General features: G+C 71.9%; 17 protein-coding genes. 7 read left to right on the top strand and 10 right to left on the bottom strand.

From position 1 onward, the window contains the following. Positions 1 to 2: 2 nt before the first annotated feature. Genes panD through MQP27_RS30335 form a run of 4 tightly spaced genes read right to left on the bottom strand, consistent with a single transcriptional unit; the run spans position 3 to position 3,901 of the window. Positions 3 to 437: an aspartate 1-decarboxylase gene (gene panD / locus MQP27_RS30350; protein ID WP_242769153.1), complete on the bottom strand. Its 435-nt coding sequence runs from the start codon at positions 435 to 437 to the stop codon at positions 3 to 5. Positions 438 to 468: 31 nt separating this feature from the next. Continuing rightward, entirely contained in the window at positions 469 to 1,308 is an 840-nt protein-coding gene (locus MQP27_RS30345) for an alpha/beta fold hydrolase (RefSeq protein ID WP_242769152.1), read from the bottom strand. Positions 1,309 to 1,310: 2 nt separating this feature from the next. Beyond that, positions 1,311 to 2,600 (bottom strand): enterobactin transporter EntS, encoded by a 1,290-nt coding sequence (entS, locus tag MQP27_RS30340; protein ID WP_242769151.1) that lies wholly within the window; start codon positions 2,598 to 2,600, stop codon positions 1,311 to 1,313. 8 nt (positions 2,601 to 2,608) lie between these two features. Continuing rightward, on the bottom strand, positions 2,609 to 3,901 hold the full coding sequence (locus MQP27_RS30335) for a salicylate synthase (RefSeq protein WP_242769150.1): 1,293 nt from the start codon (positions 3,899 to 3,901) through the stop codon (positions 2,609 to 2,611). A 242-nt stretch (positions 3,902 to 4,143) separates the two neighbouring features. On the opposite strand from MQP27_RS30335, the gene MQP27_RS30330 reads away from it, so the two are divergent. From MQP27_RS30330 to MQP27_RS30315, 4 genes are all read left to right on the top strand, one after another. Beyond that, positions 4,144 to 5,811, top strand: a complete 1,668-nt coding sequence (locus MQP27_RS30330; RefSeq protein WP_242769149.1) for a (2,3-dihydroxybenzoyl)adenylate synthase — start codon at positions 4,144 to 4,146, stop codon at positions 5,809 to 5,811. After that, on the top strand, positions 5,801 to 6,856 hold the full coding sequence (locus MQP27_RS30325; RefSeq protein ID WP_242769148.1) for a FecCD family ABC transporter permease: 1,056 nt from the start codon (positions 5,801 to 5,803) through the stop codon (positions 6,854 to 6,856). Before MQP27_RS30330 ends, MQP27_RS30325 begins: the two co-directional genes overlap by 11 nt. Continuing rightward, positions 6,853 to 7,908, top strand: a complete 1,056-nt coding sequence (locus tag MQP27_RS30320) for a FecCD family ABC transporter permease (protein ID WP_242769147.1) — start codon at positions 6,853 to 6,855, stop codon at positions 7,906 to 7,908. Before MQP27_RS30325 ends, MQP27_RS30320 begins: the two co-directional genes overlap by 4 nt. A gap of 82 nt (positions 7,909 to 7,990) precedes the next feature. Beyond that, entirely contained in the window at positions 7,991 to 8,569 is a 579-nt protein-coding gene (locus tag MQP27_RS30315) for an AMIN-like domain-containing (lipo)protein (protein ID WP_443735759.1), read from the top strand. A gap of 40 nt (positions 8,570 to 8,609) precedes the next feature. Here the strand turns inward: MQP27_RS30315 and MQP27_RS30310 are convergent, their stop codons facing one another. Further along, positions 8,610 to 9,593 (bottom strand): S1C family serine protease, encoded by a 984-nt coding sequence (locus MQP27_RS30310; protein WP_242769145.1) that lies wholly within the window; start codon positions 9,591 to 9,593, stop codon positions 8,610 to 8,612. A gap of 250 nt (positions 9,594 to 9,843) precedes the next feature. Next, on the bottom strand, positions 9,844 to 10,959 hold the full coding sequence (locus MQP27_RS30305; RefSeq protein WP_242769144.1) for a GNAT family N-acetyltransferase: 1,116 nt from the start codon (positions 10,957 to 10,959) through the stop codon (positions 9,844 to 9,846). A 447-nt stretch (positions 10,960 to 11,406) separates the two neighbouring features. Here MQP27_RS30305 and MQP27_RS30300 point away from each other — a divergent pair, with 447 nt between their 5' ends. Together MQP27_RS30300 and MQP27_RS30295 are read left to right on the top strand one after the other, a co-directional pair. Then, positions 11,407 to 12,474 (top strand): glycerophosphodiester phosphodiesterase family protein, encoded by a 1,068-nt coding sequence (locus MQP27_RS30300; RefSeq protein ID WP_242769143.1) that lies wholly within the window; start codon positions 11,407 to 11,409, stop codon positions 12,472 to 12,474. A 91-nt stretch (positions 12,475 to 12,565) separates the two neighbouring features. Next, positions 12,566 to 14,209: a serine/threonine-protein kinase gene (locus MQP27_RS30295; protein WP_242769142.1), complete on the top strand. Its 1,644-nt coding sequence runs from the start codon at positions 12,566 to 12,568 to the stop codon at positions 14,207 to 14,209. A 22-nt stretch (positions 14,210 to 14,231) separates the two neighbouring features. On the opposite strand, the gene MQP27_RS30290 is transcribed toward MQP27_RS30295, so the two are convergent. After that, positions 14,232 to 15,851: an MFS transporter gene (locus tag MQP27_RS30290; protein WP_242769141.1), complete on the bottom strand. Its 1,620-nt coding sequence runs from the start codon at positions 15,849 to 15,851 to the stop codon at positions 14,232 to 14,234. Between the two features lie 302 nt (positions 15,852 to 16,153). On the opposite strand from MQP27_RS30290, the gene MQP27_RS30285 reads away from it, so the two are divergent. Beyond that, positions 16,154 to 17,527, top strand: coding sequence for a hypothetical protein (locus MQP27_RS30285; protein ID WP_242769140.1), 1,374 nt, complete (start codon positions 16,154 to 16,156; stop codon positions 17,525 to 17,527). 79 nt (positions 17,528 to 17,606) lie between these two features. Here MQP27_RS30285 and MQP27_RS30280 read toward each other — a convergent pair whose 3' ends face one another. The 3 genes from MQP27_RS30280 to MQP27_RS30270 form a co-directional block, all read right to left on the bottom strand. Beyond that, positions 17,607 to 18,287 (bottom strand): response regulator transcription factor, encoded by a 681-nt coding sequence (locus tag MQP27_RS30280; RefSeq protein WP_242769139.1) that lies wholly within the window; start codon positions 18,285 to 18,287, stop codon positions 17,607 to 17,609. Then, positions 18,284 to 19,489: a sensor histidine kinase gene (locus tag MQP27_RS30275; protein WP_242769138.1), complete on the bottom strand. Its 1,206-nt coding sequence runs from the start codon at positions 19,487 to 19,489 to the stop codon at positions 18,284 to 18,286. The genes MQP27_RS30280 and MQP27_RS30275 overlap by 4 nt, the downstream gene beginning before the upstream one ends. Positions 19,490 to 19,596: 107 nt before the next feature. Beyond that, positions 19,597 to 21,891 (bottom strand): MMPL family transporter, encoded by a 2,295-nt coding sequence (locus MQP27_RS30270; RefSeq protein ID WP_242769137.1) that lies wholly within the window; start codon positions 21,889 to 21,891, stop codon positions 19,597 to 19,599. Positions 21,892 to 21,928: the final 37 nt, after the last annotated feature.

The raw sequence follows: 21,928 nt of genomic DNA, 5'->3' as shown, positions 1-21,928 counted from the left end.
GCTCAGTTCCTCTCCTGGCGCGGCTGGGGGACGGATCCGGAGAACTGGTCCGGCGCTCCGGGCACCGGCTCGGCGGGGTCGGCACCGAGGGCGACGATCCGGTTGGCCTTGTCGACGTGGACCACCCGGGGCCGGTGGGCGGCACGCTCGGAGTCGTCGAGCGCGGCGAAGGACATGACGATCACGAGGTGGCCGGGGTGGACGAGGTGGGCGGCGGCGCCGTTGACGCCGATGACCCCGCTGCCGCGTTCGCCGGTGATCGCGTAGGTGTTGAGGCGGACGCCGTTGTCGATGTCGACCACTTGGACCTGCTCGCCCTCGACGATGTCGGCGGCCTCCATGAGGTCCTGATCGATCGTCAGGGAGCCCACATAGTGCAGATCGGCCTGGGTGACGGTGGCACGGTGGATCTTTCCATTGAGCAGGGTGCGCTGCACCGATACCCCCTGGGTAGATACTTAGGTGAGGCTAACCTAATTTAATTTCGCCGGGTGCGGAAGCACTCCGGCCGCGGAAGTACTCCAGGAGCACACGGTTCACTGCGTCCGGGCGCTCCAGGTAGCCGTAGTGGCCGCAGTCCTCGATCTCCCGGTAGGAGGCGGACGGGATGGCGTCGGCGACCTCGCGGCCGAGGTGCGGGGGCAGCACGACGTCGTCGGCGAAGCCGATCACGAGGCAGGGCGTCCGGATCGCCGCGTAGGCCTTGAGCCTTCCGTCGGGCACGAGCAGGTCCAGCTGAGCGCGCACGCCGGGTCCGGCCGGCTCCGGGGAGAACTCGAAGAGCTCCAGCCAGTCCTGGACCCGCTGTTCGTCGTCCAGGGTGGCCGGGGACAGGTTCTGCACCGCCCGGACCCAGGCGGCGTACGTCGCCGGAAGGCGCAACCCGCTGTCGTACAGAGCGCATTCGGCGGTGGCCAGCGCGGCGCGCAGGGCGTCGGTGCGGCCGCGGGTGGCCATCAGGACTCCCTGGACGACGAGTTCGGGCCGGGCGAGCATCAACTCCTGTACGACGTACGCCCCCATGGAGACGCCGACGTAGCGGCACGGTCCGAGGCCGAGGTGCTCGGCGAGTGCCGTGGTGTCGGCGACGAGGTCGTCGACGGTGAAGCCGTCCGGGCACTCGTCGCTGGGCGGGATGCCGCGGTTGTCGAAGGTGACGACGCGGTGGCCGGCCGCCACGAGCGCGGGCACCTGGTGGAGGTGCCAGGCGCGTCCGCTCGCGCCCTGGCCCATCACCAGCACCACGGGGTCGCCGTGACCCTGGTCGTCGTAATGGATCGTGATTCCGTTGACGCGCGCGCTGGGCATGGTCAGTCCGCCGCCGGAGTCGTCTTCGCGGGTTCCGGTCGTTCCTCGGTGGCGGGCGGGTCTTGCAGGGTGGCGCGGCGCAGGCCCGGTACGGCGAGGGCGACCGTGGCCACTCCTGCCAGGCAGACCAGTCCGCCGACGGCCGCGGCACCTGACGAGGAGCCCAGCGCCCTGGCGACCAGGCCGGCTTCGAGGTTGCCGACGGAGGGGCCCGCGGTGGCCTGGGCGAGCCACAGGCTGCCGACCCGGCCCTGGAGGCGGTCCGGCGTGTAGTGCTGCAGCAGGGCGCGGCGCAGGATCTCGGAGGCGGTGTCACCGAGGCCGGCCAGGGCCAGGAAGACCAGCCCGGCCCAGAGGTCGGGGCTGAGGCCGAAGCAGGTGATGGCGACGCCCCACACCGCGACCGCGCCGATCAGCGCCCGTCCGGTGTGGTGGATGCGGCCGGTCCAGCCGCTGGCCAGCGCGCCGCAGAAGGAGCCGACCGCGGGCGCGGTGTAGAGCAGGCCGACGGTGGACGGGCCGCCGCCGAAGTGCTCGGTGCCCAGTTCGGGGAAGAGGGCGTACGGCATCGCGAAGACCACGGCGCAGACGTCGATGAGCAGCAGACCGGCGACGACCTGGTTGCCGCGCAGGAAGCGCAGCCCCTCCGCCATCGCCTTCAGCGGGTGCTGCTGCTCCGCCGCTCCCTCGGGGGGCAACTCGGGCAGCGGGGCGAGCAGGGCGAGGCCGACGACGTAGATGGCCGCGTCGATGCCGAAGCACCAGGCGAGGCCCGGCCCGGCGGCGATCACGCCCGCGAGCGACGGGCCCGCCATGCCGCCGAGTTGGGCGGTGAGGGTGGTCAGCGCCCCGGCGGCGGCCAGCTGACCGGGCTCCACCAGGTTCGGCGTGGCGGCCATCATCGCCGGGCCGCCGAGCCCGCTGGTGAGGCCTGCCAGTACGGCCGCCACGAAGACCAACCACACATGCGGGTCGGGCAGGGCCGCGTTCACCGCGAGCCCGGTGATCACCACGGCGGTGACGGCCCGGGTGACGAGCACGACCCGCCGCCGGTCGGCCCGGTCGGCGAGCAGCCCGCCCACCACCAGGCCGACCAGCAGCGACAGGCCCAACACCGCGCTCATCAGGCCGACTTGGACGGACGATCCGGTCAGTTCGTAGATCTGCAGGCTCGCCGCGACCGAGGTGAGCTGGGTGCCCAGCATGGAGATCGCCTGGGTGGCGAACACCAGCCTGAAGTCCCTGCTCGACCGCAGCGGCGCGACGTCGACGACCACTTCTCCGAGGCGCACCGAGGCCCCTATCCGTGCAGGGTCGGCGCGGCGAGCGGCGCCGGCTGCGCGGGGACGACGTACGGGGCGACGCTGCGCAGTTTCTCGCAGGTCTCCTCCAGCTCCCGCTCCGGTGTGGATCCGGGGAGGATGCCGGCGCCGGCCCGCAGCCAGGTGCGGCCGTCCTCCTCGTAGAGGCTGCGCAGCACGAGGGCGGCGTCCAGTGCGCCGTCACTGTCGGCCGTCAGGACCGCGCCGCTGTAGATGCCGCGCGGCCCGTCCTCCAGCCGGCCGATGCAGTCGTAGGCCTGTTTCTTGGGGATGCCGGAGGCCGTGACGGCCGGGAAGACGGCGCGCAGGACGTCCCAGGCGGAGGCGTCCGCGGCAAGCAGGCCGTGCACGCTGGAGCCGAGGTGCTGGACGCTGCCGCGGCGGCGGATGCTCAGCAGGTCGCGCACGGACACGGTGCCCGGGCGGCACACGGTGGCCATCTCCTCCTCCGCCAGCTTCACGGAGAGGACGTGCTCGGAGATCTCCTTGGGGTCGGCGAGGAGTTCGGCACGCAGCCGCTCGTCCTCCTCGACTCCCAGTCCCCGGGCGCGGGTTCCGGCGAGGGGCTGGGTGACGACCTCGCCGTCCGCGCTGACCTCGGCGACGGTCTCGGGGCTGAATCCGGCGACCCGGCGGCCGGCCAGGTTCAGCAGGAAGGAGCGTGCGGGGGTGTTCCGGGAGCGGCCGTGGACATAGGTGGCGACGAAGTCGACGGGAAAGGGGACCGGCACGGTACGGGAGATGATCACCTTCTGCAGTTCGGAGGTGCGGATCTCCTCGATGGCCCGGGCCACCAGTTCGGGGTAGCTGCCGGCGGCGTCCGTGATGTCGACCGGCGCGGGCTCGACGGCGCGGCGCGCCACGGGTTCGGACAGCAGGCGGAGTACCGCGTCGAGGGTCTCCTGGTCCGCACTCCGTAAGGTGACGGCTCCCTGACGGATCCTCACTTCGGTGTGCGGTACGACGAGATGGAGCAGGTCGGTCTCACCGGCACGGTCGGGGCGGCCGGTGTGCAGATGGGAGAACTCGAAGGCCATCCAGCCGTAGGCGGTCCAGCCCTCGACCGCCATCTGCCCCAGTTTCTCGCCGACTTGGCGCAGCGGGTACGGCCCGAGCGGATCGGTCGTCTCCTCGGTGAGCCATCTGCCGCGGATCCCGGAGCGGCCGACCACGACCTCGCCGAGCGCACCTCCGGCGAAGCAGAAGTCGCCCTCCCGCTCGTAGACCACGTACTGGTCGAACAGTCCCGACTCGGCGAGCCGCGCGGTCAACAGGAGGGGGTCTCCCCGTAGTTCCGTCTCCGCGCTCCGATAACGCAGCAACGAGCTACCTCCCTGGACTTAGGTTAACCTAACCTAATCTCGACAAGACCCTAGCTTCCGAGTCGATCGCCCGTCCAGAGGCACCTTCAGGCTTGACCGTGATCCCCTATTAGGCAAGCCTTTCCTAAGCAACCGGTGGTGATGCTTCTGCTCCGGATGCGCGGTTCCTCACCAGCAGGCGGGAGTTGAGCATGCTCGACGGTTGGGTGCCCTGGCCGGAAGCGGCGGCGGAGCGGTATCGGGCCGAGGGGTACTGGGCGGGCCGGCCGCTGGACCGGCTGCTGCGGGACCGGGCCGGCAGCGACCCGGGGCGGATCGCCCTGGTCGACGCCGACGGCGGCCGGTGGACGTACGCCGAGCTCGACGAGCGGGCCGACCGCACGGCCGCGGGGCTGCGCCGGCTCGGCATCGGCGCCGGGGACCGGGTGGTCGTCCAACTCCCCAACACCGACGTCTTCGTGGTGCTGTTCTTCGCGCTGCTGAGGGCCGGCGCGGTGCCCGTGCTGACGCTGCCCGCGCACCGGGAGAGCGAGCTCGTGCACGTCGCCGAGACGGCCGGGGCCACGGCGCTCGCGGTCCCCGATCTCCTCGACGGACACGACCACCGGGCCCTGGCTCGTGCCGTGCGCAAGGCGGTGCCGTCCGTCGAGCACGTCCTGGTGGCCGGTGACCCGGCCGAGTTCACCGCCCTCGCCGACGTCGACGCCGATCCGGTCCCGCTGCCCGCGCCCGATCCGGGTGACGTGGCGGTGCTGCTGCTCTCCGGCGGCACCACGGGCAAGCCGAAGCTGATCCCGCGCACCCACGACGACTACACCTACAACGTCCGTGCCAGCGCGGAGGTTTGCGGTTTCGACGAGTCGACCGTGTACCTGGTGGTGCTGCCGACGGCGCACAACTTCGCGCTGGCCTGCCCCGGGCTGCTCGGCACGCTGATGGCCGGCGGCACGGTGGTCCTCTCCCCCACGCCCAGCCCCGAGGACGCCTTCGCGCTGATCGAGCGGGAGAAGGTCACGGTCACCGCGGTGGTTCCGCCGATCGCCCTGCTGTGGCTGGACGCGGTGGAGTGGGAGGACGCCGACCTCTCCTCCCTGGCCCTGCTCCAGGTCGGCGGCTCCAAGCTCGGCGCCGAGCCCGCCGCCCGCGTCGAACCGGCCCTCGGCTGCGCCCTCCAGCAGGTCTTCGGCATGGCCGAGGGACTGCTCAACTACACGCGCCTGGACGACCCTGGGGAGCTGGTCACCGGCACCCAGGGCCGCCCCCTCTCCCCTGCCGACGAGATCCGGGTGGTGGACGAGGACGGCCACGACGTACTCCCGGGCGAGACCGGCGAGTTGCTCACCCGCGGCCCCTACACCCTGCGCGGCTACTACCGGGCGCCCGAGCACAACGCGCGCACCTTCACCGACGACGGCTACTACCGCACCGGCGACCTGGTCCGGGTGCTGCCCTCCGGGCACCTGGTGGTCGAGGGGCGGGCCAAGGACCAGATCAACCGGGGCGGCGACAAGATCTCCGCCGAGGAGCTGGAGAACCACCTCCTGGCCCACCCGGCCGTGCACGACGCCGCCGTGGTCGGCATGCCCGACGAGACGATGGGCGAGCGCACCTGCGCCTATCTGGTACCGCGCGCCCAACCTGCGCCGACCCAGCGGGAGTTGGCCGCCTTCCTGACCGACCGCGGGGTGGCCGCGTACAAACTGCCCGACCGCGTGGAGGTGGTCGACGCCTTCCCGCGCACCTCCGTCGGAAAGATCGACAAGAAGGCACTCGGCAGAAGGATCGCCGAACGCCTGCGAGCGGAGGCCGGCCATGGCACCTCCGGACCGCTCCGCGCGGAGGCCGGCAGTGGCAACTAAGGTGCCTGCGGCGGCGCTTGACCGGGCCGACCAGCCTCCCGCGCGGCGACGCACCTCTACGCGGACGCTTGCCGTGCTGGGCGCGCTGCTCCTGCTGCTCACGGCGATCGCGCTCAGCCTCGCGATCGGGTCACGCTCCCTGTCGCTGTCCACGGTCGTGCACGCGCTGTTCGACGACGACGGCTCGACGGCGAGTTCGGTGATCTGGGACGTACGGGTCCCACGCACCCTCGCCGGGATCGCCGCCGGTGCCGCACTGGGCGTGGCGGGCGCGCTGATCCAGGCGCTGACCCGGAATCCGCTCGCCGATCCGGGGCTGCTCGGGATCAACGCGGGGGCCGCCGCGGGAGTCGTCCTGTCCATCACGGCACTGGGCCTGACCAGCATGTGGGCCTCGGTGTGGTTCGCCATGGCGGGCGCGGTGGTGGCGGGCCTGCTGGTGTACTCGCTGGCCTCGGGCGGGCGCGGCGGGGCCACGCCGGAGCGGCTGGCGCTGGGCGGCGCGGTGATCGCCGCCGTGTTCACCGGCATCGGCCAGACCCTGATGCTGCTCGACGCGCAGGCCCTGGACCAGCTGCGGTTCTGGAGCGTGGGCTCCCTCGCGCGGGCCGACAGCGAGACCCTGACGACGATCACCCCGTTCGTCGCCGTCGGCCTGCTGCTCGCGCTCTCGCTCGTACGACCGCTCAACGCGCTCGCCCTGGGCGACGACACCGCCCGCGCCCTCGGCGCCCATCTGGACCGGACGCGGTTCCTGGGCCTGCTGGCCGTGACGCTGCTGTGCGGCGCGGCGACCGCCGCCGTGGGGCCGCTGGTCTTCGTGGGCCTCGCCGTGCCGCACATGGCCCGCATGATCGCCGGCGCCGACCAGCGCTGGACCCTGCCGCTGTCGATGCTGCTGGCCCCGGCGCTGCTGCTGTACGCGGACGTCCTCGGCCGGGTCGTCGTACGCCCCGACGAACTGGACGCGGGCGTGGTCACCGCCGTCATCGGCGCCCCGGTGTTCATCGCGCTCGTCCGCCATCGCAGGGTGGTGGCCGGATGACCACCGCTCTGGGCGGCCGTACGCATGTCGTGCGCAGCCGCTCGCACCGCCTCTCGCTGCTGGTGGACGTCCGCACGGTCGCCGTGTGCCTGCTGGTGCTGGCCGCGACCGCCGCGGTGGGCGTACTGGCCCTGGGGACGGGCGAATTCGCGATCTCACCGGCCGACGTCGTGCGCACGCTGCTCGGCAACGGCAGCCGACAGACGAACTTCGTCGTCAACGAACTCCGGCTCCCCCGGCTGCTCACCGGCATCCTGGTCGGCGCGGCGCTCGGGCTGAGCGGGGCCCTGTTCCAGAGCCTGTCCCGCAATCCGCTGGGCAGCCCGGACATCGTCGGCTTCACCTACGGCTCGGCCACCGGCGGACTTCTGGTGGTCCTGGTCGTCGGCGGCACCGGCGGCCAGGTCGCGCTCGGGGCGGTGGGCGGGGGCCTCGTGACCGCGCTGCTGGTGTACGTGCTCGCCTGGCGACACGGCGTCCACGGCTACCGGCTCGTCCTGGTCGGCATCGGGGTGAGCGCCCTGCTCCAGGGCGTGAACGCCTATCTGCTGGCGAAGGCGAGATTCACCCAGGCCGCGCAGGCGATGGTGTGGCTCAACGGCAGCCTCAACGGCCGGGGTTGGCAGGACGTACGCCCGGCCGCGCTCGGCCTGCTCGTCGTACTGCCGCTGGTCGCGGTCGTCGCGGGACGGCTGCGGATCCTGGAGATGGGCGACGACGTGGCGGGCGGCCTCGGAGTGCCCGTGCAGCGCACCCGGCTCGTGATTCTCGTCCTGGCGACGGCGGCCTGCGCGGTGGCGACCGCGGCGGCCGGCCCGATCCCGTTCGTCGCCCTCATCGCCCCCCAGCTGGCCCGCCGCCTCACCCGCGCCCCCGGCCCCAACCTCCCGGCGGCCACCTGCACCGGCGCCCTCCTGGTGGTCACCGCCGACTTCGCTTCCCAGCGCATCCACGAATCGGCCCAGCTGCCGGTCGGCGTGGTGACGGCGGTGGTGGGCGGCCTGTACCTGGGGCTGCTGCTGCGCCGACAGCGCCGGGCGGGACGGATCTGAGCCGCTCACTCGGAAACGCAACTTTTCGGCCATCCGGCTTGTCTCATCTAATATCGGAACCATTCATGCTTCGGGGGACGAGATGAGACGAAGCAGACCGGCATGGGCAGCGCTCATGCTCGCGACCACCGCACTCCTGGCGACCGCGCTCCCGGCCGACGCCGCGCCGACCGCCACCGCGTGCCCCACCGGCTGGGGCAGCCAGGCCAAGACGCATACGGCGAGTACGCCGACGCCGGTGACGAACGTCAGGACCGGCCGCCACGCCTGTTACGACCGGATGGTCGTCGACATACCCGGCGCGGCCAAGGGCAAGCTCGGCTACTCGGTCAGGTACGTCGACCACCTGTACCAGGACGGCTCCGGCCGCCTGATCCCGGTCGGCGGCAAGGCCGTGCTGGAGGTCCGGGTCACGGCACCGAGCTATGACCCCGAGACCGGGAAGCCCACCTACCCGGCCCGCGCGGGCCGCCCGCTGCCGGGCGTCGACCTCAAGGGGTACCGCACGTTCCGGGACACCCGGTTCGCCGGCAGCTTCGAGGGTGACACCCAGCTCGGCCTCGGCGTCCGGTCCCGGCTGCCGTTCCGGGTCCTGCGGGTACCCGGCCATGTGATCGTGGACGTCGCCCACAACTGGAGCGGCGCACGCGTCACGCCTTGAGGGGGCGCAGGGGGCGAGCCGGGCGGAACCGAGAGGTGCCTCAGTCGTCCGAGACCAGTTCCACGGGTACGGCGATGACGTCCACGAGTGCGTCGCCGCGCAGGGCGGTCAGGGCGAGGGGGCGGCCTATGGCGTCCTCCAGCATCAGGCGCTGAAGGGCCTGGGCGCTGTTGACCGGGTCGCCGTCGGCGGTGAGCAGCAGGTCGCCGCCGCGTAGGCCCGCGCGGGCGGCGGGGGAACCCGGCACGACCTCGACGACGCGCAGGCCGATACGTCGGCCGGTGTGCGCCCGTACCGCGGGCGGCAGCGGCGCGGGGATGCCGGCGACGCCCAGATAGGCGCGGCGGACCCGGCCCGTGGAGAGCAGGGTCGCGATGATCTTCCGGCTGGTGCCGTTCACCGGGATCGCGAGGCCCAGGCCGACGTCGGCGATGGCGGTGTTGATGCCGACGACCCGGCCGTCGGCGGTGGCCAGCGCGCCGCCCGAGCTGCCGGGGTGCAGGGTGGCGTCCGTCTGGACGACGTCGTCGATGACACGGGTCGCCGTGCCCGCGCTGGCCGGGAGCGAGCGGCCCAGGGCGCTGACCACACCGGCGGTGACGCTGCCGGCCAGGCCCAGCGGATTGCCGACCGCCACGACCAGCTGGCCGACCCGCAGCTCGTCGGCCTCGCCCAGCCGGGCCGGGGGCGGGGTCGGCCCGTCGGCGCGGACCACGGCGAGGTCGGACAGCGGGTCGGCGCCGATGACGTGGAACGGGGTGGTCGTGCCGTCGGCGAAGGAGGCGGTGCCGGCGTCGGAGTGCCCGACGACATGGGCGTTGGTGAGCAGGAACCCGTCCTCGGTGAACACCACCGCGGAACCGGTGCCGCGCACGAAACGCCCCCGCCCTCGGCGGTGCGCGACGTTCAGCGCCGCCACCTTCGGGGTGAGTTCCGCGGCGACGGAAGTGACGATCCGGGAGTAGGAGTCGAGCGCGGCCTGCTCTTCGCGGGAGCGGTCGGGCTCGGAAAGTGTCTCGGCCACGAGTGGACCTTTCCGCCGGCCCAGAGGCTTGTGCCCAGGCTTTGATTACATACTTACACCCGGGTCCGAGGGAACGCCGAGGACTTCGCTGCGAGCTGACGCGCCGCCGCGAGGGCATACTCAGCGCCTTTCGCAGGGTGAGCGGCGCGGTCCGAAGACGCGCCGGTAGCCCGGCCGTCGGAGACCGCCTCGTACGCCACGAGGTCGGGCCGGTCCAAGTCCAGCATCATGGTGAAGCCCTCCGAGCCGCTCAGTGTGCGCGAGGCCCCGGGGAGCCGGAGTCCGCCCGGTGCGAGGTGCGCAGGGTGCCGACCGTTTTCAGCAGGCGGTCGGCGGGGGCGCGCAGCTCGGGGTGGGCGTTGACCGTGTTCCGCAGGCCCCGCACCGGTCTGCGCCACAGCCGGTGGGCGGTCGCCACCGGGTGCGGGCGGCTGGCGAACCCTTCCGCCACGCGCAGCTCGCGGGTCTTGAGCCAGTCCTTGTACTCCTTGTCGCCGCGCCCCAGGTCCATGAGCGTCACGCCGTGGCGGGCCGCCGCCTCGGCGGTGCGCAGGTGCATCATCAACCCGGGCGAGTAGTAGTGGAGTTCGGGGTCGTACGCGGTGAACCAGGCCGCCAGCACGGTCCGGGAGCGCGGCCCGAAGTGCGCGGCCACCGGCCGGTCACCGGCGTAGAGCACGGACAGCACACCGGTGAAGTGCTCCTCGCGGACCTGGAACAGGTGGTTCACCAGGTCGACGATCCACGGCCGCGCGAACCGGTCCATACGGCCCGTCCTGCGGTACTGGGCGGACTTCCACCCCATCAGCCGGCGCAGCATCCGCGGATCGCGCTCGTCGAACTCGAAGCGCACCTCGCCGATGTCGCGGCCCAGGCGGCGTTCCTTCTTCAGGGTCGTCTTGGCGTGGCCCGGGTACGCGCCGCGCAGCCACGCCGCATAGCCGCTGTCGTCGGGCTTGAGGTCGACGACCGGCGAGGCGAACTTCCCGGTGACGAACCGGCTGAACGGTTTCTGCTCCTCCACGAGGTGATCGAACTCGAAGATGGACATCCCGCAGGCCTTCAGCAGGTCCTGGGCGTCCCAGGTGACCCCCGGCCGGTGCACGAGCGCCTGGCAGTCGGACAGGCCCAGGCCGATGGCACGCCCGACACCGAAGGCGTTGCGCTCGTACGGGAAGAAGCCGACCGGCGCCCCGCCCTCACGCAGGACCGCGATGCGCGCGCCGCCGCGGTACCTGCCGACCCCGGTCGCGAACTCGGGCGCGAGGAAAGGGTTGGAGTACTCCGGCGACTCGTCCATCGCCCGGTGCCACGCCTCGCGCAGTGCGGCGCTCAGCTCGTCGGCTCTGTGGATCGTGACGTCCACTTCAGATCAACCGCCCTTCCACGGGCTCCGCGAGGAACGTGCCGGCCGTGCCGCGGGCCGGAAGGGCGCGTGAACTCCTGCTCATGGATCGCACCGGCGACCTCTCCCCCCGTGACGCGCTGTCCGCGTCCTACCACTTCTCTGAGTATCAGCCGATCCCACGCCGTGTACACGCTCGTTCCGTGATCGACCCTCCGGTTCCGAACTGTCCGGCGAGGATCAAACGTCGCGAAACAGTACGCATGTTGTCAAGAGTGCCTACGGCAACGAAAGCCTGTGAAACGTGAAGATTACTTCGCTCCGGTGACTCCATGCGACGGGGGCACCGGGCCGGCGCGCGTTTCCGGACATTCACGGGCCCATCATGTGCGCGACGTTGAGCCTGCCGGGGGCCCGGCTAGCGTCTGGGGGTGCCCCGTGCCCGAACCCGACACGAGTGAGGTTGCGATGTCCACAAGACATGTCCTCGCCGGCCTGGCGCTGGCTCCGCTGCTCGCCCTCCCGACGACCGCCCACGCGACGGCGTACGACGGCTCCGGCGTTACTCCGCACAAGGCCCGCTTCGATCTCCAGGCCCACCGCGGCGGCATCGGAATGACGACCGAGGAGTCCCTGGAGGGATTCGGCAAGGCGATGCGGCTCGGGGTGTCCACACTGGAGCTGGACACCCAGATCACCAAGGACGAGAAGGTCGTCGTCAACCACGACCGGCAGATCAGCGCGGTCAAGTGCCGGGACACCGCGCCGGTCACACCGGGCGACCCGATGTACCCGTATGTCGGCAAGTACATCAAGGACCTGACGCTGGCTCAGATCAAGACGATGGACTGCGGCTACCAGCAACTGCCGGGATTCCCCGAGCAGGAGGTGGTCAAGGGCTTCCGGATGGTCGAGCTGAAGGACGTCCTGAACCTGGTCAAGAGCTACCACGCCAAGCAGGTGAAGCTGAACATCGAGACCAAGGTCGAGGCAGGCGCGCCCGAACAGACCGCGCCGCGCGCGCTGTTCGTGCGCCGGGTGTACGAGGAGATCCACCGCTCCGGCATCGAGGACCAGGTCACCATCGAGTCCTTCGACTGGGGCGCGCTGAAGGCGATGCACAAGCTGGCCCCGCGCTGGCCGCTGGTCGCCCTCACCAACTACGACTTCCTCCAGGTGGGCCAGCCGGGCGCCTCCCCCTGGCTGGGCGGCATCGACGCCGACGACTACGGCGGCGACTTCGTGAAGGCGGCCGCCACCGTCCCCGGTGTCCGGGCCCTGTCCCCCAACTACGGCTTCCCGCAGAGCGGCAAGGTCGGCGACCCGGACTTCCGCTTCTACTCCGACCGCGCGATGGTCGAGGAGGCGCACGCCCGCGGCCTCAAGGTCGTCCCCTGGACCTGCGACGACCCGGCCACCGTCGAGGCGCTGATGGACATGGGCGTCGACGGCATCATCACCAACTACCCCAACCACGTACGGCAGATCATGGCGGAACGCGGAATGCGGCTGCCCAGGGCGTATCAACCTCGCTGACGCCCGTGTCACGCCCCGGGGACGCCGATACGCTGGAGTCCGGCCGTGAACCGGGGGCGGGGCTGGGGGGCGGGGGCGCATGGATCCGCGGATGCAGTTGTCGGTGGGCGGATACGTCTGCGAGCGCGAGCTGGGCCGGGGCGGGCAGGGTGTGGTGTGGCTCGCCCGGGACTCGGCCGGGCGGCAGGTCGTGGTGAAGTTCCTGCTGCCGGGCAAGGAGTACGACGAGACCGCGCTCGCCCGTGTGCGCCGGGAGTTCGGCGCGGCGAGCCGGGTCGGTGACCTGGCCACCGCGCGGGTCCTGGACGCGGACCTGACCGGGCGGCACCCGTACATCGTCAGCGAGTTCGTCCCGGGCCCGACGCTCCACCAGCACGTGGCTGCGGGCGGCCCGCTGCCCTCCGGGCGGCTGCAGTCCGTGGCGCTGACCGTCGCGCACGCGCTGGCGCAGGTGCACCGGGTGCGTGTGGTGCACCGGGACATCAAACCGTCCAACATCCTGCTCTCCCCGGACGGACCGCGGATCATCGACTTCGGCATCGCCCGCGACGACCGGCTCCTGGAGTCGGCGCTCACCACCCCGGGCAGCGTGCTGGGCTCGCCCGCGTACATGTCCCCCGAGCAGGTCAAGTCGGGCCTGGTCACCAGCGCCTCCGACGTGTTCTCGCTCGGCGGCACGCTGTACTACGCCGCCACGGGCCGGCATCCCTTCGACGGGGAGAGCGACTACGAGGTGCTCGTCGCGGTGTGCGAGCGCGACGCGGATCTCACCGCGGTGCCGGAGCCGGTCCGTTCGGTGATCGCCGACTGTCTGCGCAAGGATCCGGCGGAACGCCCCACCGCGGCCCAGCTCGTCAGTCGGCTCGCGGGGGCGGCGGAGGGCGTGCGGGCCGAGGCGAGTACGGAGTCACGCGTCCCGCGGCCTTCGTCGCCGTCCCCTGGGCACGGGAGCGGCACCGGCGCCAAGCAGCTGCGGCTGTGGGGGCTCGCGGCCGGCAGCGCGGTGGTGGCGGTGCTGCTCGCCATTGTGCTCATCACCACCTCGGGCGGCTCGGCGAAGGGGGGCCAGGGCTCGCCCGCCGCCTCGTCGTCCGCGGCGTCCGGGAGGGTCAAGAGCTCCGCGGGCTCCCAACCCCTCACGTACACCGACGACTTGACCGATTCGGGCGACTGGAAGTACAAGGACCCGGCCCTGGGGAAGGTCACGCACAAGGGCGGGACCATGCTGGTGGACCCCGGCACCGAGCTGGAGGTGTGGCCGCAGGCCCCCTTCCGGCCGTCCGGCTTCCCGGTGCGGCTGAGCACCCAGACGGAGTGGTACGGCGGCGACGGCGGGGTCGGGCTGTGGTGCAACGGCTCCGGGGACTACTGGAAGGGCTCCCGCTGGGCGGCGTATCTGACGACAGGTCAGGAGGCGGTGATCGTGCGGGAGTTCCGCTTCCAGGGAAAGTTCCAGCACGACCGGGTCGTCGAGGCCGATCTCACGGACCTCGGCCTGACGGTGGAACCCCGGCAGCTGGTCGACATGTCGATGACCTGTGCCTCGGCCGGCGCGGGCCGGATCACGGTGGAACTCGCCGTCGACGGCACCCGGGTGGCCTCGTACACCGGAGCCGCGTTCGACGCCCGGGGCTGCGGTGTGGCCGCCTTCCACTACAGCGCCACCGACCCCCGGGGCACGCGCTTCCACGCGGGCTTCGAGCGCTTCACCGCGTCGGAGCTCCCGACGCGGTGACGGCGCTCCGCGTCCCGTGCGGTCAGCTCAGGTCACCGGCCGGATGCGTCACCGGTACGACCTCCTCCTCGGTCTGGTGCGCCGGCCTGGCGCGGACGCCGATCAGCGCGAAGGCGATGACCGCCGCCGCCAGCATGCCGATGCCGCCGATGAGCGCGCACGTGTGCAGGGCGTCGGTGAAGCTCGCGCCGTAGGCGGACAGGGCCTGCCCGGTGCTCTGCGGGGTCTTGAGGTGGAGGAACGCGCCCGCCTGGATGCCGACGTTGGACACCATGCCGTTCACCTGGCCCTGGTCGGCGGCGCTCAGGCCGGAGCCGGCGAGGTGGCCGGGCAGGGTGTCCAGGGTGCGGTTGGTGAGGATGACGCCGAAGACGGCGGGGCCGAGCGCACTGCCGATCTGGCGCAGCGCGCTGTTGGCGGCGCCCGCGGTGCCCGCGAGGCGGTGCGGGAGGCTGTTCATGGCGATCGTGGTGATCGGGGCCATGGCCAGGGCGATGCCGATGCCGAGGACCCCGATGACCAGGGCCGCTTCACCGGTGCCGGTGGAGGCCTGGAAGAGGTTCACGCAGAGGGCGCCGATGCCGCCGATCAGGAGGCCGACGACCAGCAGCAGTCCGGGCGAGGTCCGGTTCATCAGCCGTCCGACCAGGGGGCCCAGGACGACGGTGAAGCCGTTGATGGCGATGAGGCGCACGCCGATGTCGAGGGTCGAGGCGTGGTGGACCAGGCCGAAGTACTCGCTCATCGCGAAGACCAGGCCGACCTGGGCGAAGAGGGTCAGCGCCATCACGAGCGCGGCACCGGAGAACGCCGCGGACCTGAACAGGCGCATGTCCAGCATCGGGCAGGGCGAGCGCAGTTCGACCCGGACGAAGGCGAGCAGGCCGACGGCGGCCGCCAGGAAGGCGATCACCACCTGGGCCGAGCCCCATCCGGCGCTGCCGCCCTCGATGACGCCGTAGACGAGGCCGGTGATGGCGACGATGGCCAGGAGCTGTCCGGGGATGTCCAGGTGGCGTTCGCGGTCGGCCCGCGAGTCGGTGAGGACGACGGCCCCCGCCACGGCCGTGAGGACGCCGATGAGCAGGGCGGGGAAGAAGATCCACCGCCAGCTCGCGTGCTCCACGATGACGCCGTTGAACAGCGGGCCGAGGGTCAGGCCTAGGCCGAGGGAGGCCGTCCACAGGGCTATCGCCCGGGTGCGCCGGTGGCGGTCGGGGCAGACATGGCTGATCAGGCCGAGGGTCGACGGGAGCAGCGCGGCGGTGCCGATGCCGGTGAGGGCCTGGCCCACGCAGACCTGTACGACGCTGCCGGCGGTCAGACAGACCAGGCAGCCGAGGCAGAACACGACGAGGCCGGCGACGTACGCCTTCTTCCGGCCGTAGAGGTCGCCGATCATGCCGCAGGTCAGCAGCAGGGCCGCGGTCGGCAGGATGAAGGCGTCCGTGATCCATTGGAGCCCGGCGGTGGAGGCGTCGAGCGCCTGCTGCATCACCGGCAGCGCGACCGAGACGCCGACGACCGGCAGATAGGAGACGAACACGCCCAGGCAGGCCAGCGCGATCGTCGCCGTGACGTGCCGGGGCTCGGGGTGTGGCTGCGGGGGCTGGGGCGATGCATCTGAAGCGATGGCCGACATGGCACCTCATCGTGACGTGTGCGGGCGGAACCTGGCTCGAAATCGCTTCGGACCGTATACCTGCCCTCGTCCCGGGAGATGTCGTCGGAACCGCAAACTAAGCTGAACCGATCCGCCACGGAATTCCGCGGGCGAGCCGAATGGAACTTCTTTTTCACAGGGCACGCAGAGAATTCCCGGTCATGGCGTCCCTGCAGGATGCGCAACCTCAGTTCACGTGTGGCGCACTTTGCGGCCTCGGGCCCGCTCAGCAAGATCGGTGCCCTTCCGGCGTCCCCACACGAAGGAGTTCTGTGCATTCCATGGGAAATCAGGAGGAGAAAGAAGGCGGTTCGATTCAGCGGCGGTCGTTCCTCAGCGGCTCGGTCGCGGCCGCGGTCACGGCCGCGTCCCTGGCGGCCGGCACGACGACCGCGGCGGCGGCCAGGGGCACGGCAGCGGGACTCAGGGTCGGTGCGGGCCGCGCGGCGATCGGCTTCCCCGCCTCGCTCCTCCCGCTGGACGGCTTCACCACCGTCCACGACGACCTGTATGTACGGGTCCTGCTGCTGGAGAGCGGCTCGCACCGGGTCGCGCTGGCCGTGCTGGACCTGACGTCCATCAGCGCGGAGGCCATCGCGGCCATGCGCTCGATCATCTCCGAGGCGACCGGCGTGGCGAGCGCCGACATCGTCGTGACCGTCACACACACGTTCTCCGCCCCGCACGTTCAGGCCGCGAGCAGTTCGGCGGGGGCGGCGCAGTACGTGGAGCAGATCAAGCAGGCCACGTCGACGGCGGTGGCGGCGGCGGTCCAGGGGCTGCGGCCCGCCAGGGTCGGCTTCGGCACCGGCAGGTGCGACGTCAACGTCAACCGGGACGTGCTCACGGCCGACGGCTGGTGGCTGGGCACCGGCGAGGCGGGCCCCTCCGACAAGAGCGTGGGCGTCACCCGCTTCGACGACGCCGACGGTGACCCGATCGCCGTCCTCGTCAACTACTCCGTGCAGTCCTCGGTGATGATGGAATCCGTCATGGCGAGCGGCGACCTGCCGATCACGGCCGACCTCGCGGGCGCCACGGTCCGGCACGTCGAGGAGCAGTACGGCGACGACGTGGTGGGCTTCTTCCTCGTCGGCTCCTGCGGCGACCAGTCCCCGGCCTTCCGGTCGAAGCGGTACGTCATCGACAAGGACCGCAAGTGGTCCCAGGTCGACGCCAAGGACGCGGGCTGGATCCTGCTGACCGTGCAGGGCGAGCGGCTGGGCACCGAGGTCGTACGGGTCGCACAGACCATCAGGACCTCACCGGGGAGCACGGCGTCCGAGGTGCGCCTGGTGACCGACTCGGTCACGGTCGACACCATGGCGGCAGGTCACCCGACGGCGCCGACGAAGACGTACGACTTCACCCCGACCGGTACGGCGGAGGTGCCGATCTGGGTGCTCAGGGTGGGCGAGGGCGTCTTCGTCGGAGTGTCGCCGGAGCTCTCGACCGACACCGCGCTGGACATCAGGAAGCACTCGCCGTTCGCGCACACCGCCGTCATGTCGATGCTGGAGGGCGGCGCCAAGAACATGGCGGAGGCCCGGAGTTACGCCCGTATCACCTACGAGGCGATGGACTCCTCGTACGCGAAGGGCGCCGCCGAGACGGTCGCGGCGAAGATCGCCGACGTCCTGCACGAGCTCAGGTAGGGCGGTCCGGGGAGGGGCCGCCGACGGGAGCGACCGTCGGCGTCCCTTCGCCGGGTGCGGCGAGGTTGAGCGGGGGTGTTCAGGCCCCGGGAGGCGAGGGGCGTACCAGGCCGGTCTGGTAGGCGATGACGACCAGTTGGGCGCGGTCGCGGGCGCCGAGTTTCGTCAGGGCGCGCTGGATGTGGGTGCGGACCGTGAGGACGCTCAGGAACAGCTGCTCGGCGATCTCGTCGTTGGACCTGCCCTCGGCGGCGAGGGCGGTCACCTGCCGTTCGCGCGGGGTGAGTTCGTCCAGCCGGTCCGGGGTGGCCAGCAGCGGACCGGGGGCGGGGGCGGTGAGGAAGCGGGTGATCAGGGCGCGGGTGGCGCCAGGTGAGAGGAGGGCCTCGCCGGAGGCGATCGTGCGGATGCCCGCCAGCAGGGTGTCGGTGGTGACGTACTTGCCGAGGAAGCCGCTGGCACCGACGCGCAGTGCCTTGGCCACGTACTCCTCGGTCTCGAACATGGTCAGCACCAGCACCCTGGTCCCGGCCAGCTTGGGGTCGTCGCAGATCTCGGCGGTGGCGGCGAGGCCGTCCGTGCCGGGCATGCGGATGTCCATCAGGACGATGTCGGGCCGGTGGACGCGGGCGAGTTCGACGGCCTCCTGTCCGTTGGCGGCCTCGCCGACCACCTCCATGTCCGCGCAGGAGTCGATGAGGAGGCGGAACGTGCCACGCAGCAGGGCCTGGTCGTCGGCGAGCAGGACACGGATGCTCACGGCGTCGCCTCCTGTTCCTCCGCCGCCGCGAGCTGCAGCGGCAGCGCGGTGCTCACCTCGAAGCCGCCGTCCGGGAGCGGGCCGGCCCGCAGGTCGCCGCCCACGGAGTGGGCCCGTTCGCGCATGCCCATCAGGCCGAACCCGCCGCCCGGCACCGGCGGTTCGGCGACCCTGCCGCCGTTGGTGACCGTGATCTTCAGACGCGAACCGGCATAGGCGAGCCGCACATGGGCCGTGTGGTCGGTCGCGTGCTTGGTCGCGTTGGTCAGTGCTTCCTGGATGATCCGGTACGCCGTCAGGTCCACGCCGGGTGACAGGGGCAGCGGCTCGCCCTCGGTGGTGACGGTGACGTCGAGGCCGGCGGTCGCGCAGGTCGCGACCAGGTCGGGGAGGCGTTCCAGGCCGGGCGAGGGTTCCAGGGACTCGACGCCGGGGTCGCCGGCCTGCCGCAACACCCCTACGGTGGCCCGGAGTTCGAGCAGCGCGGAGGAGGTCGTGGCCGTCAGCTCGTCGAGCAGCTTCTGCGCCTGAGCGGGGTGGGTGGACGCGAGGTGCCGGGCGGTGCCCGCCTGGGCGTTGGCGACGGCCATGTGGTGGGCGACGACGTCGTGGAGCTCGCGGGCGATGCGCATGCGTTCCTCGGTGACCCGCAGGCGCGCCTCCTCCTCCCGGGTGCGTTCGGCGTACGCGGCGCGGGCCTGCACGGACTCCAGGTAGGCCTGCCGCAGCCGGGCGCCGTTGCCGCCGACCAGGGGCAGCAGCAGCCACAGGATCGGGCCGACCGTCCTGAGCAGCACCATCTCGGTCGAGTTGTTGTCCAGGACCACGGTGATGACCGCCATGGCGATGGCCGCCAGGCCGAACACCCGTGTGGTGAGCCGGTCGGTGCCGAGGGCCACCCAGAACAGGGCGATCATGAGGGGGGCCAGCAGCAGCGGCGTCAGCACATAGCCCAGCGCGGCGGTCGCCACCGTACAGGCCGTGGCCACGGTGGCGGCGGTTCGCGGGTGGTCGCGTCCCCGCCACAGGGGAAGGCAGGAGACCGCGGCGAGGACGAAGCCGGGAGTGTCGTCCTGCGGCTGCTCGATGCCGGGGATGGTGAGTGAGGCGCCCAGGGCGGCGCAGCCCAGCACCGCGGCGACCGTCACCGCGTCGACGACGTGCGCGTAGCGCCCCCGGTGACGGTCGAGGCTGACGGTCATTGCATCTCCTGGTGAGGTGGCTGCGTCCATGGTGGACGATGTACGTGCCGGGTGCCGCGAGAGCCGCCCGCGCTCGGTGTCGCGGGCGGCCCGGGGGCTGGGGTCGCTCAGACGCGGGCCCCGGCCGGCTCGTCCGGTGCGGAGTCCTGATCCACCAGCGCGGTCGGCTGCCGGGTGAGGGCCTCGCCCTCGACGTCGATCCGCGGCAGGATCCGGTCCAGCCACTTCGGCAGCCACCAGGCCCGGTCGCCGAGCAGGGCGAGAACCGCGGGCACCAGCGCCATCCGTACGACGAAGGCGTCGAAGAGGACGGCGGACGCCATGCCGAACCCGATCATCTTGATCATGGAGTCGTCCTCGCCGACGAACCCCGCGAAGACCGCGATCATGATGAGCGCGGCGGCGACCACGACGCGGGCGCTGTGCCGGAACCCCGAGACCACCGCCTGCCGGGCCGTCTCCCCGTGGACGTACGACTCCCGCATCCGCGAGACGAGGAACACCTCGTAGTCCATGGCGAGGCCGAAGACGATGCCCACCAGGAAGATCGGCATCATGCTCATGATGGGCCCGGTCTGCTCCACGCCCAACAGCGAGGCGGCGTGCCCCTGTTGGAAGACCACGACGACCACGCCGAGCGCCGCGAGCACGGACAGGAGGAAGCCGAGCGCCGCCTTGAGCGGCACGAAGACGGACCGGAAGACCACCAGCAGCAGCACGACGGCCAGGCTCACGATGACGACAAGGTACGGGATCAGCGCCGCCTGCACCTTCTCGGACATGTCGATGTTCAGGGCGGTGGTGCCGGTGACCTCGAAGGACGCGCCGTCCGTCGCCGCCTGGGTGGCGGGGCGCTCGTCCCGGATGGTCTTGACGAGGGTCTTGGTCTTCTCGTCCGTGGGGCTGGTGGACGGGGTGGCGGTGAACACCGCGGTGTCGCCGGCGTCGTTGAAGCGGGCCTTGGAGACCGAGACGACCCCCTGCGTGCCGTCGATCCTCTCGCTGATCGTGCTCACCGCCGCCTTGGCGTCGGCCGCGCCCTTGGCGTCGACGACGATGGTCAACGGCCCGTTGAAGCCCGGCCCGAACCCCTCCGCGAGGTCGTCGTAGGCGCGGCGCTCGGTGGTGGAGGTCGGCTTGGCCTCGTCGCCCGGCATGCCGAGCTGCAGCTGGGTCGCCGGGAGGGCGAGGGCACCGAGCCCGACCACGCTCAGCAGCAGCACGGGGAGGGGGCGGCGCAGGACGAAGCGGGCCCAGCGGGTGCCGTGGTTGTCGCGCTTGTCCTGCGCGTCGTCGTCGGCGTCGGTGGGAACATCAAGCGCCTGGGACGCCGCGCGTGCCTTCCGCGGCCGGCGCGCCCATCCGCGGCCCCCGCCCTGCCTGCGCGCGGCCCCCGACAGCACGGCGTTCGGCCAGAAGCCGAGCAGCGCCGGTACGACGGTCAGGGCGACGAGGACGGCGACGACCACCGCGCCCGCCGCGGCCAGGCCCATCTTGGTCAGCATCGGGATGCCGACCACCGAGAGACCGGCGAGAGCGATGACCACGGTGAGCCCGGCGAAGACCACCGCCGACCCGGCCGTACCGACCGCGAGCCCGGCCGCCTCCTGTGCCGCGTGCCCCTCGGCGCGCTCCTCCCGGTAGCGGGAGACGACGAACAGGGCGTAGTCGATGCCGACCGCCAGGCCCAGCATCATCGCCAGTGTGCCGGTCGAGGTGGACAGGCCGAGCGCGTCGGACAGGGTCAGGATCGTGAACATGCTCAGGCCGACGCCGAGGACGGCGGTGAGCAGTGGCAGACCGGCGGCGGCGAGGGAGCCGAAGGTGATCAGCAGGACGACCGCGGCGATGGAGATGCCGATGATCTCGGCGACCCCGCCGGGTCCGCCGCCGCTGTCCATGGCGCTGCCGCCCGTCTCGACCTTGAGCCCCGCGTCCCGGGCCTGGTCGGTCGCCTGCTCCACCGCGGTGCGGCTGGCGTCGGTGACGTCGGCGGAGGCGACCTTGTAGGTGACGGTCGCGTAGGCGGTCGAGCCGTCCTTGCTGACGGCGGCCGACTTGAAGGGGTCGGCGACGGTGGAGACCTGCGAGCCGTCGCCGAGTTCCGTCACCGTGCGTTCGATGGCCTGCTTGTTGTCGGTGGCGGTCACCTTCTGGCCGTCCGGGGCGACGAAGACGACGCGTGCGGTGGCGCCGTCCGCGGCGGTGCCCGGGAACCGCTGCTCCATCAGGTCGAACGCCTTCTGGGACTCGATGCCGGGCATCGAGAACTCCTGGTCGGAGGCGCCCGGGGCGCGCAGGGCGGTCAGCCCTACGCAGGCCAGGACGGCCACCCACAGCAGGGCGGCGTACCAGCGCCGCCGGAAGGCCAGCCGGCCCAGTCGATAGAGAAAAGTTGCCACGTCGAGGGACTCCGCATCTGTTCGCGCTTGTCCCTCA

Source organism: Streptomyces cylindrosporus, assembly GCF_022698165.1.
In the GTDB taxonomy this organism is placed as follows: Bacteria; Actinomycetota; Actinomycetes; order Streptomycetales; family Streptomycetaceae; genus Streptomyces; species Streptomyces cylindrosporus.
Note: the sequence above shows the minus strand (reverse complement) of the source record. Positions and strands in the feature narration are given on the sequence as shown.

What these genes read in the sequence shown, in the direction of transcription:
- MQP27_RS30345 (WP_242769152.1), bottom strand. Translation starts at nt 1,308, where the DNA reads ATGCCCAGCGCGCGCGTCAACGGAATCACGATCCATTACGACGACCAG.
- MQP27_RS30330 (WP_242769149.1), top strand. Translation starts at nt 4,144, where the DNA reads ATGCTCGACGGTTGGGTGCCCTGGCCGGAAGCGGCGGCGGAGCGGTAT.
- MQP27_RS30320 (WP_242769147.1), top strand. Translation starts at nt 6,853, where the DNA reads ATGACCACCGCTCTGGGCGGCCGTACGCATGTCGTGCGCAGCCGCTCG.
- MQP27_RS30315 (WP_443735759.1), top strand. Translation starts at nt 7,991, where the DNA reads ATGAGACGAAGCAGACCGGCATGGGCAGCGCTCATGCTCGCGACCACC.
- MQP27_RS30300 (WP_242769143.1), top strand. Translation starts at nt 11,407, where the DNA reads ATGTCCACAAGACATGTCCTCGCCGGCCTGGCGCTGGCTCCGCTGCTC.
- MQP27_RS30295 (WP_242769142.1), top strand. Translation starts at nt 12,566, where the DNA reads ATGCAGTTGTCGGTGGGCGGATACGTCTGCGAGCGCGAGCTGGGCCGG.
- MQP27_RS30290 (WP_242769141.1), bottom strand. Translation starts at nt 15,851, where the DNA reads ATGTCGGCCATCGCTTCAGATGCATCGCCCCAGCCCCCGCAGCCACAC.
- MQP27_RS30285 (WP_242769140.1), top strand. Translation starts at nt 16,154, where the DNA reads ATGGGAAATCAGGAGGAGAAAGAAGGCGGTTCGATTCAGCGGCGGTCG.
- MQP27_RS30275 (WP_242769138.1), bottom strand. Translation starts at nt 19,489, where the DNA reads ATGACCGTCAGCCTCGACCGTCACCGGGGGCGCTACGCGCACGTCGTC.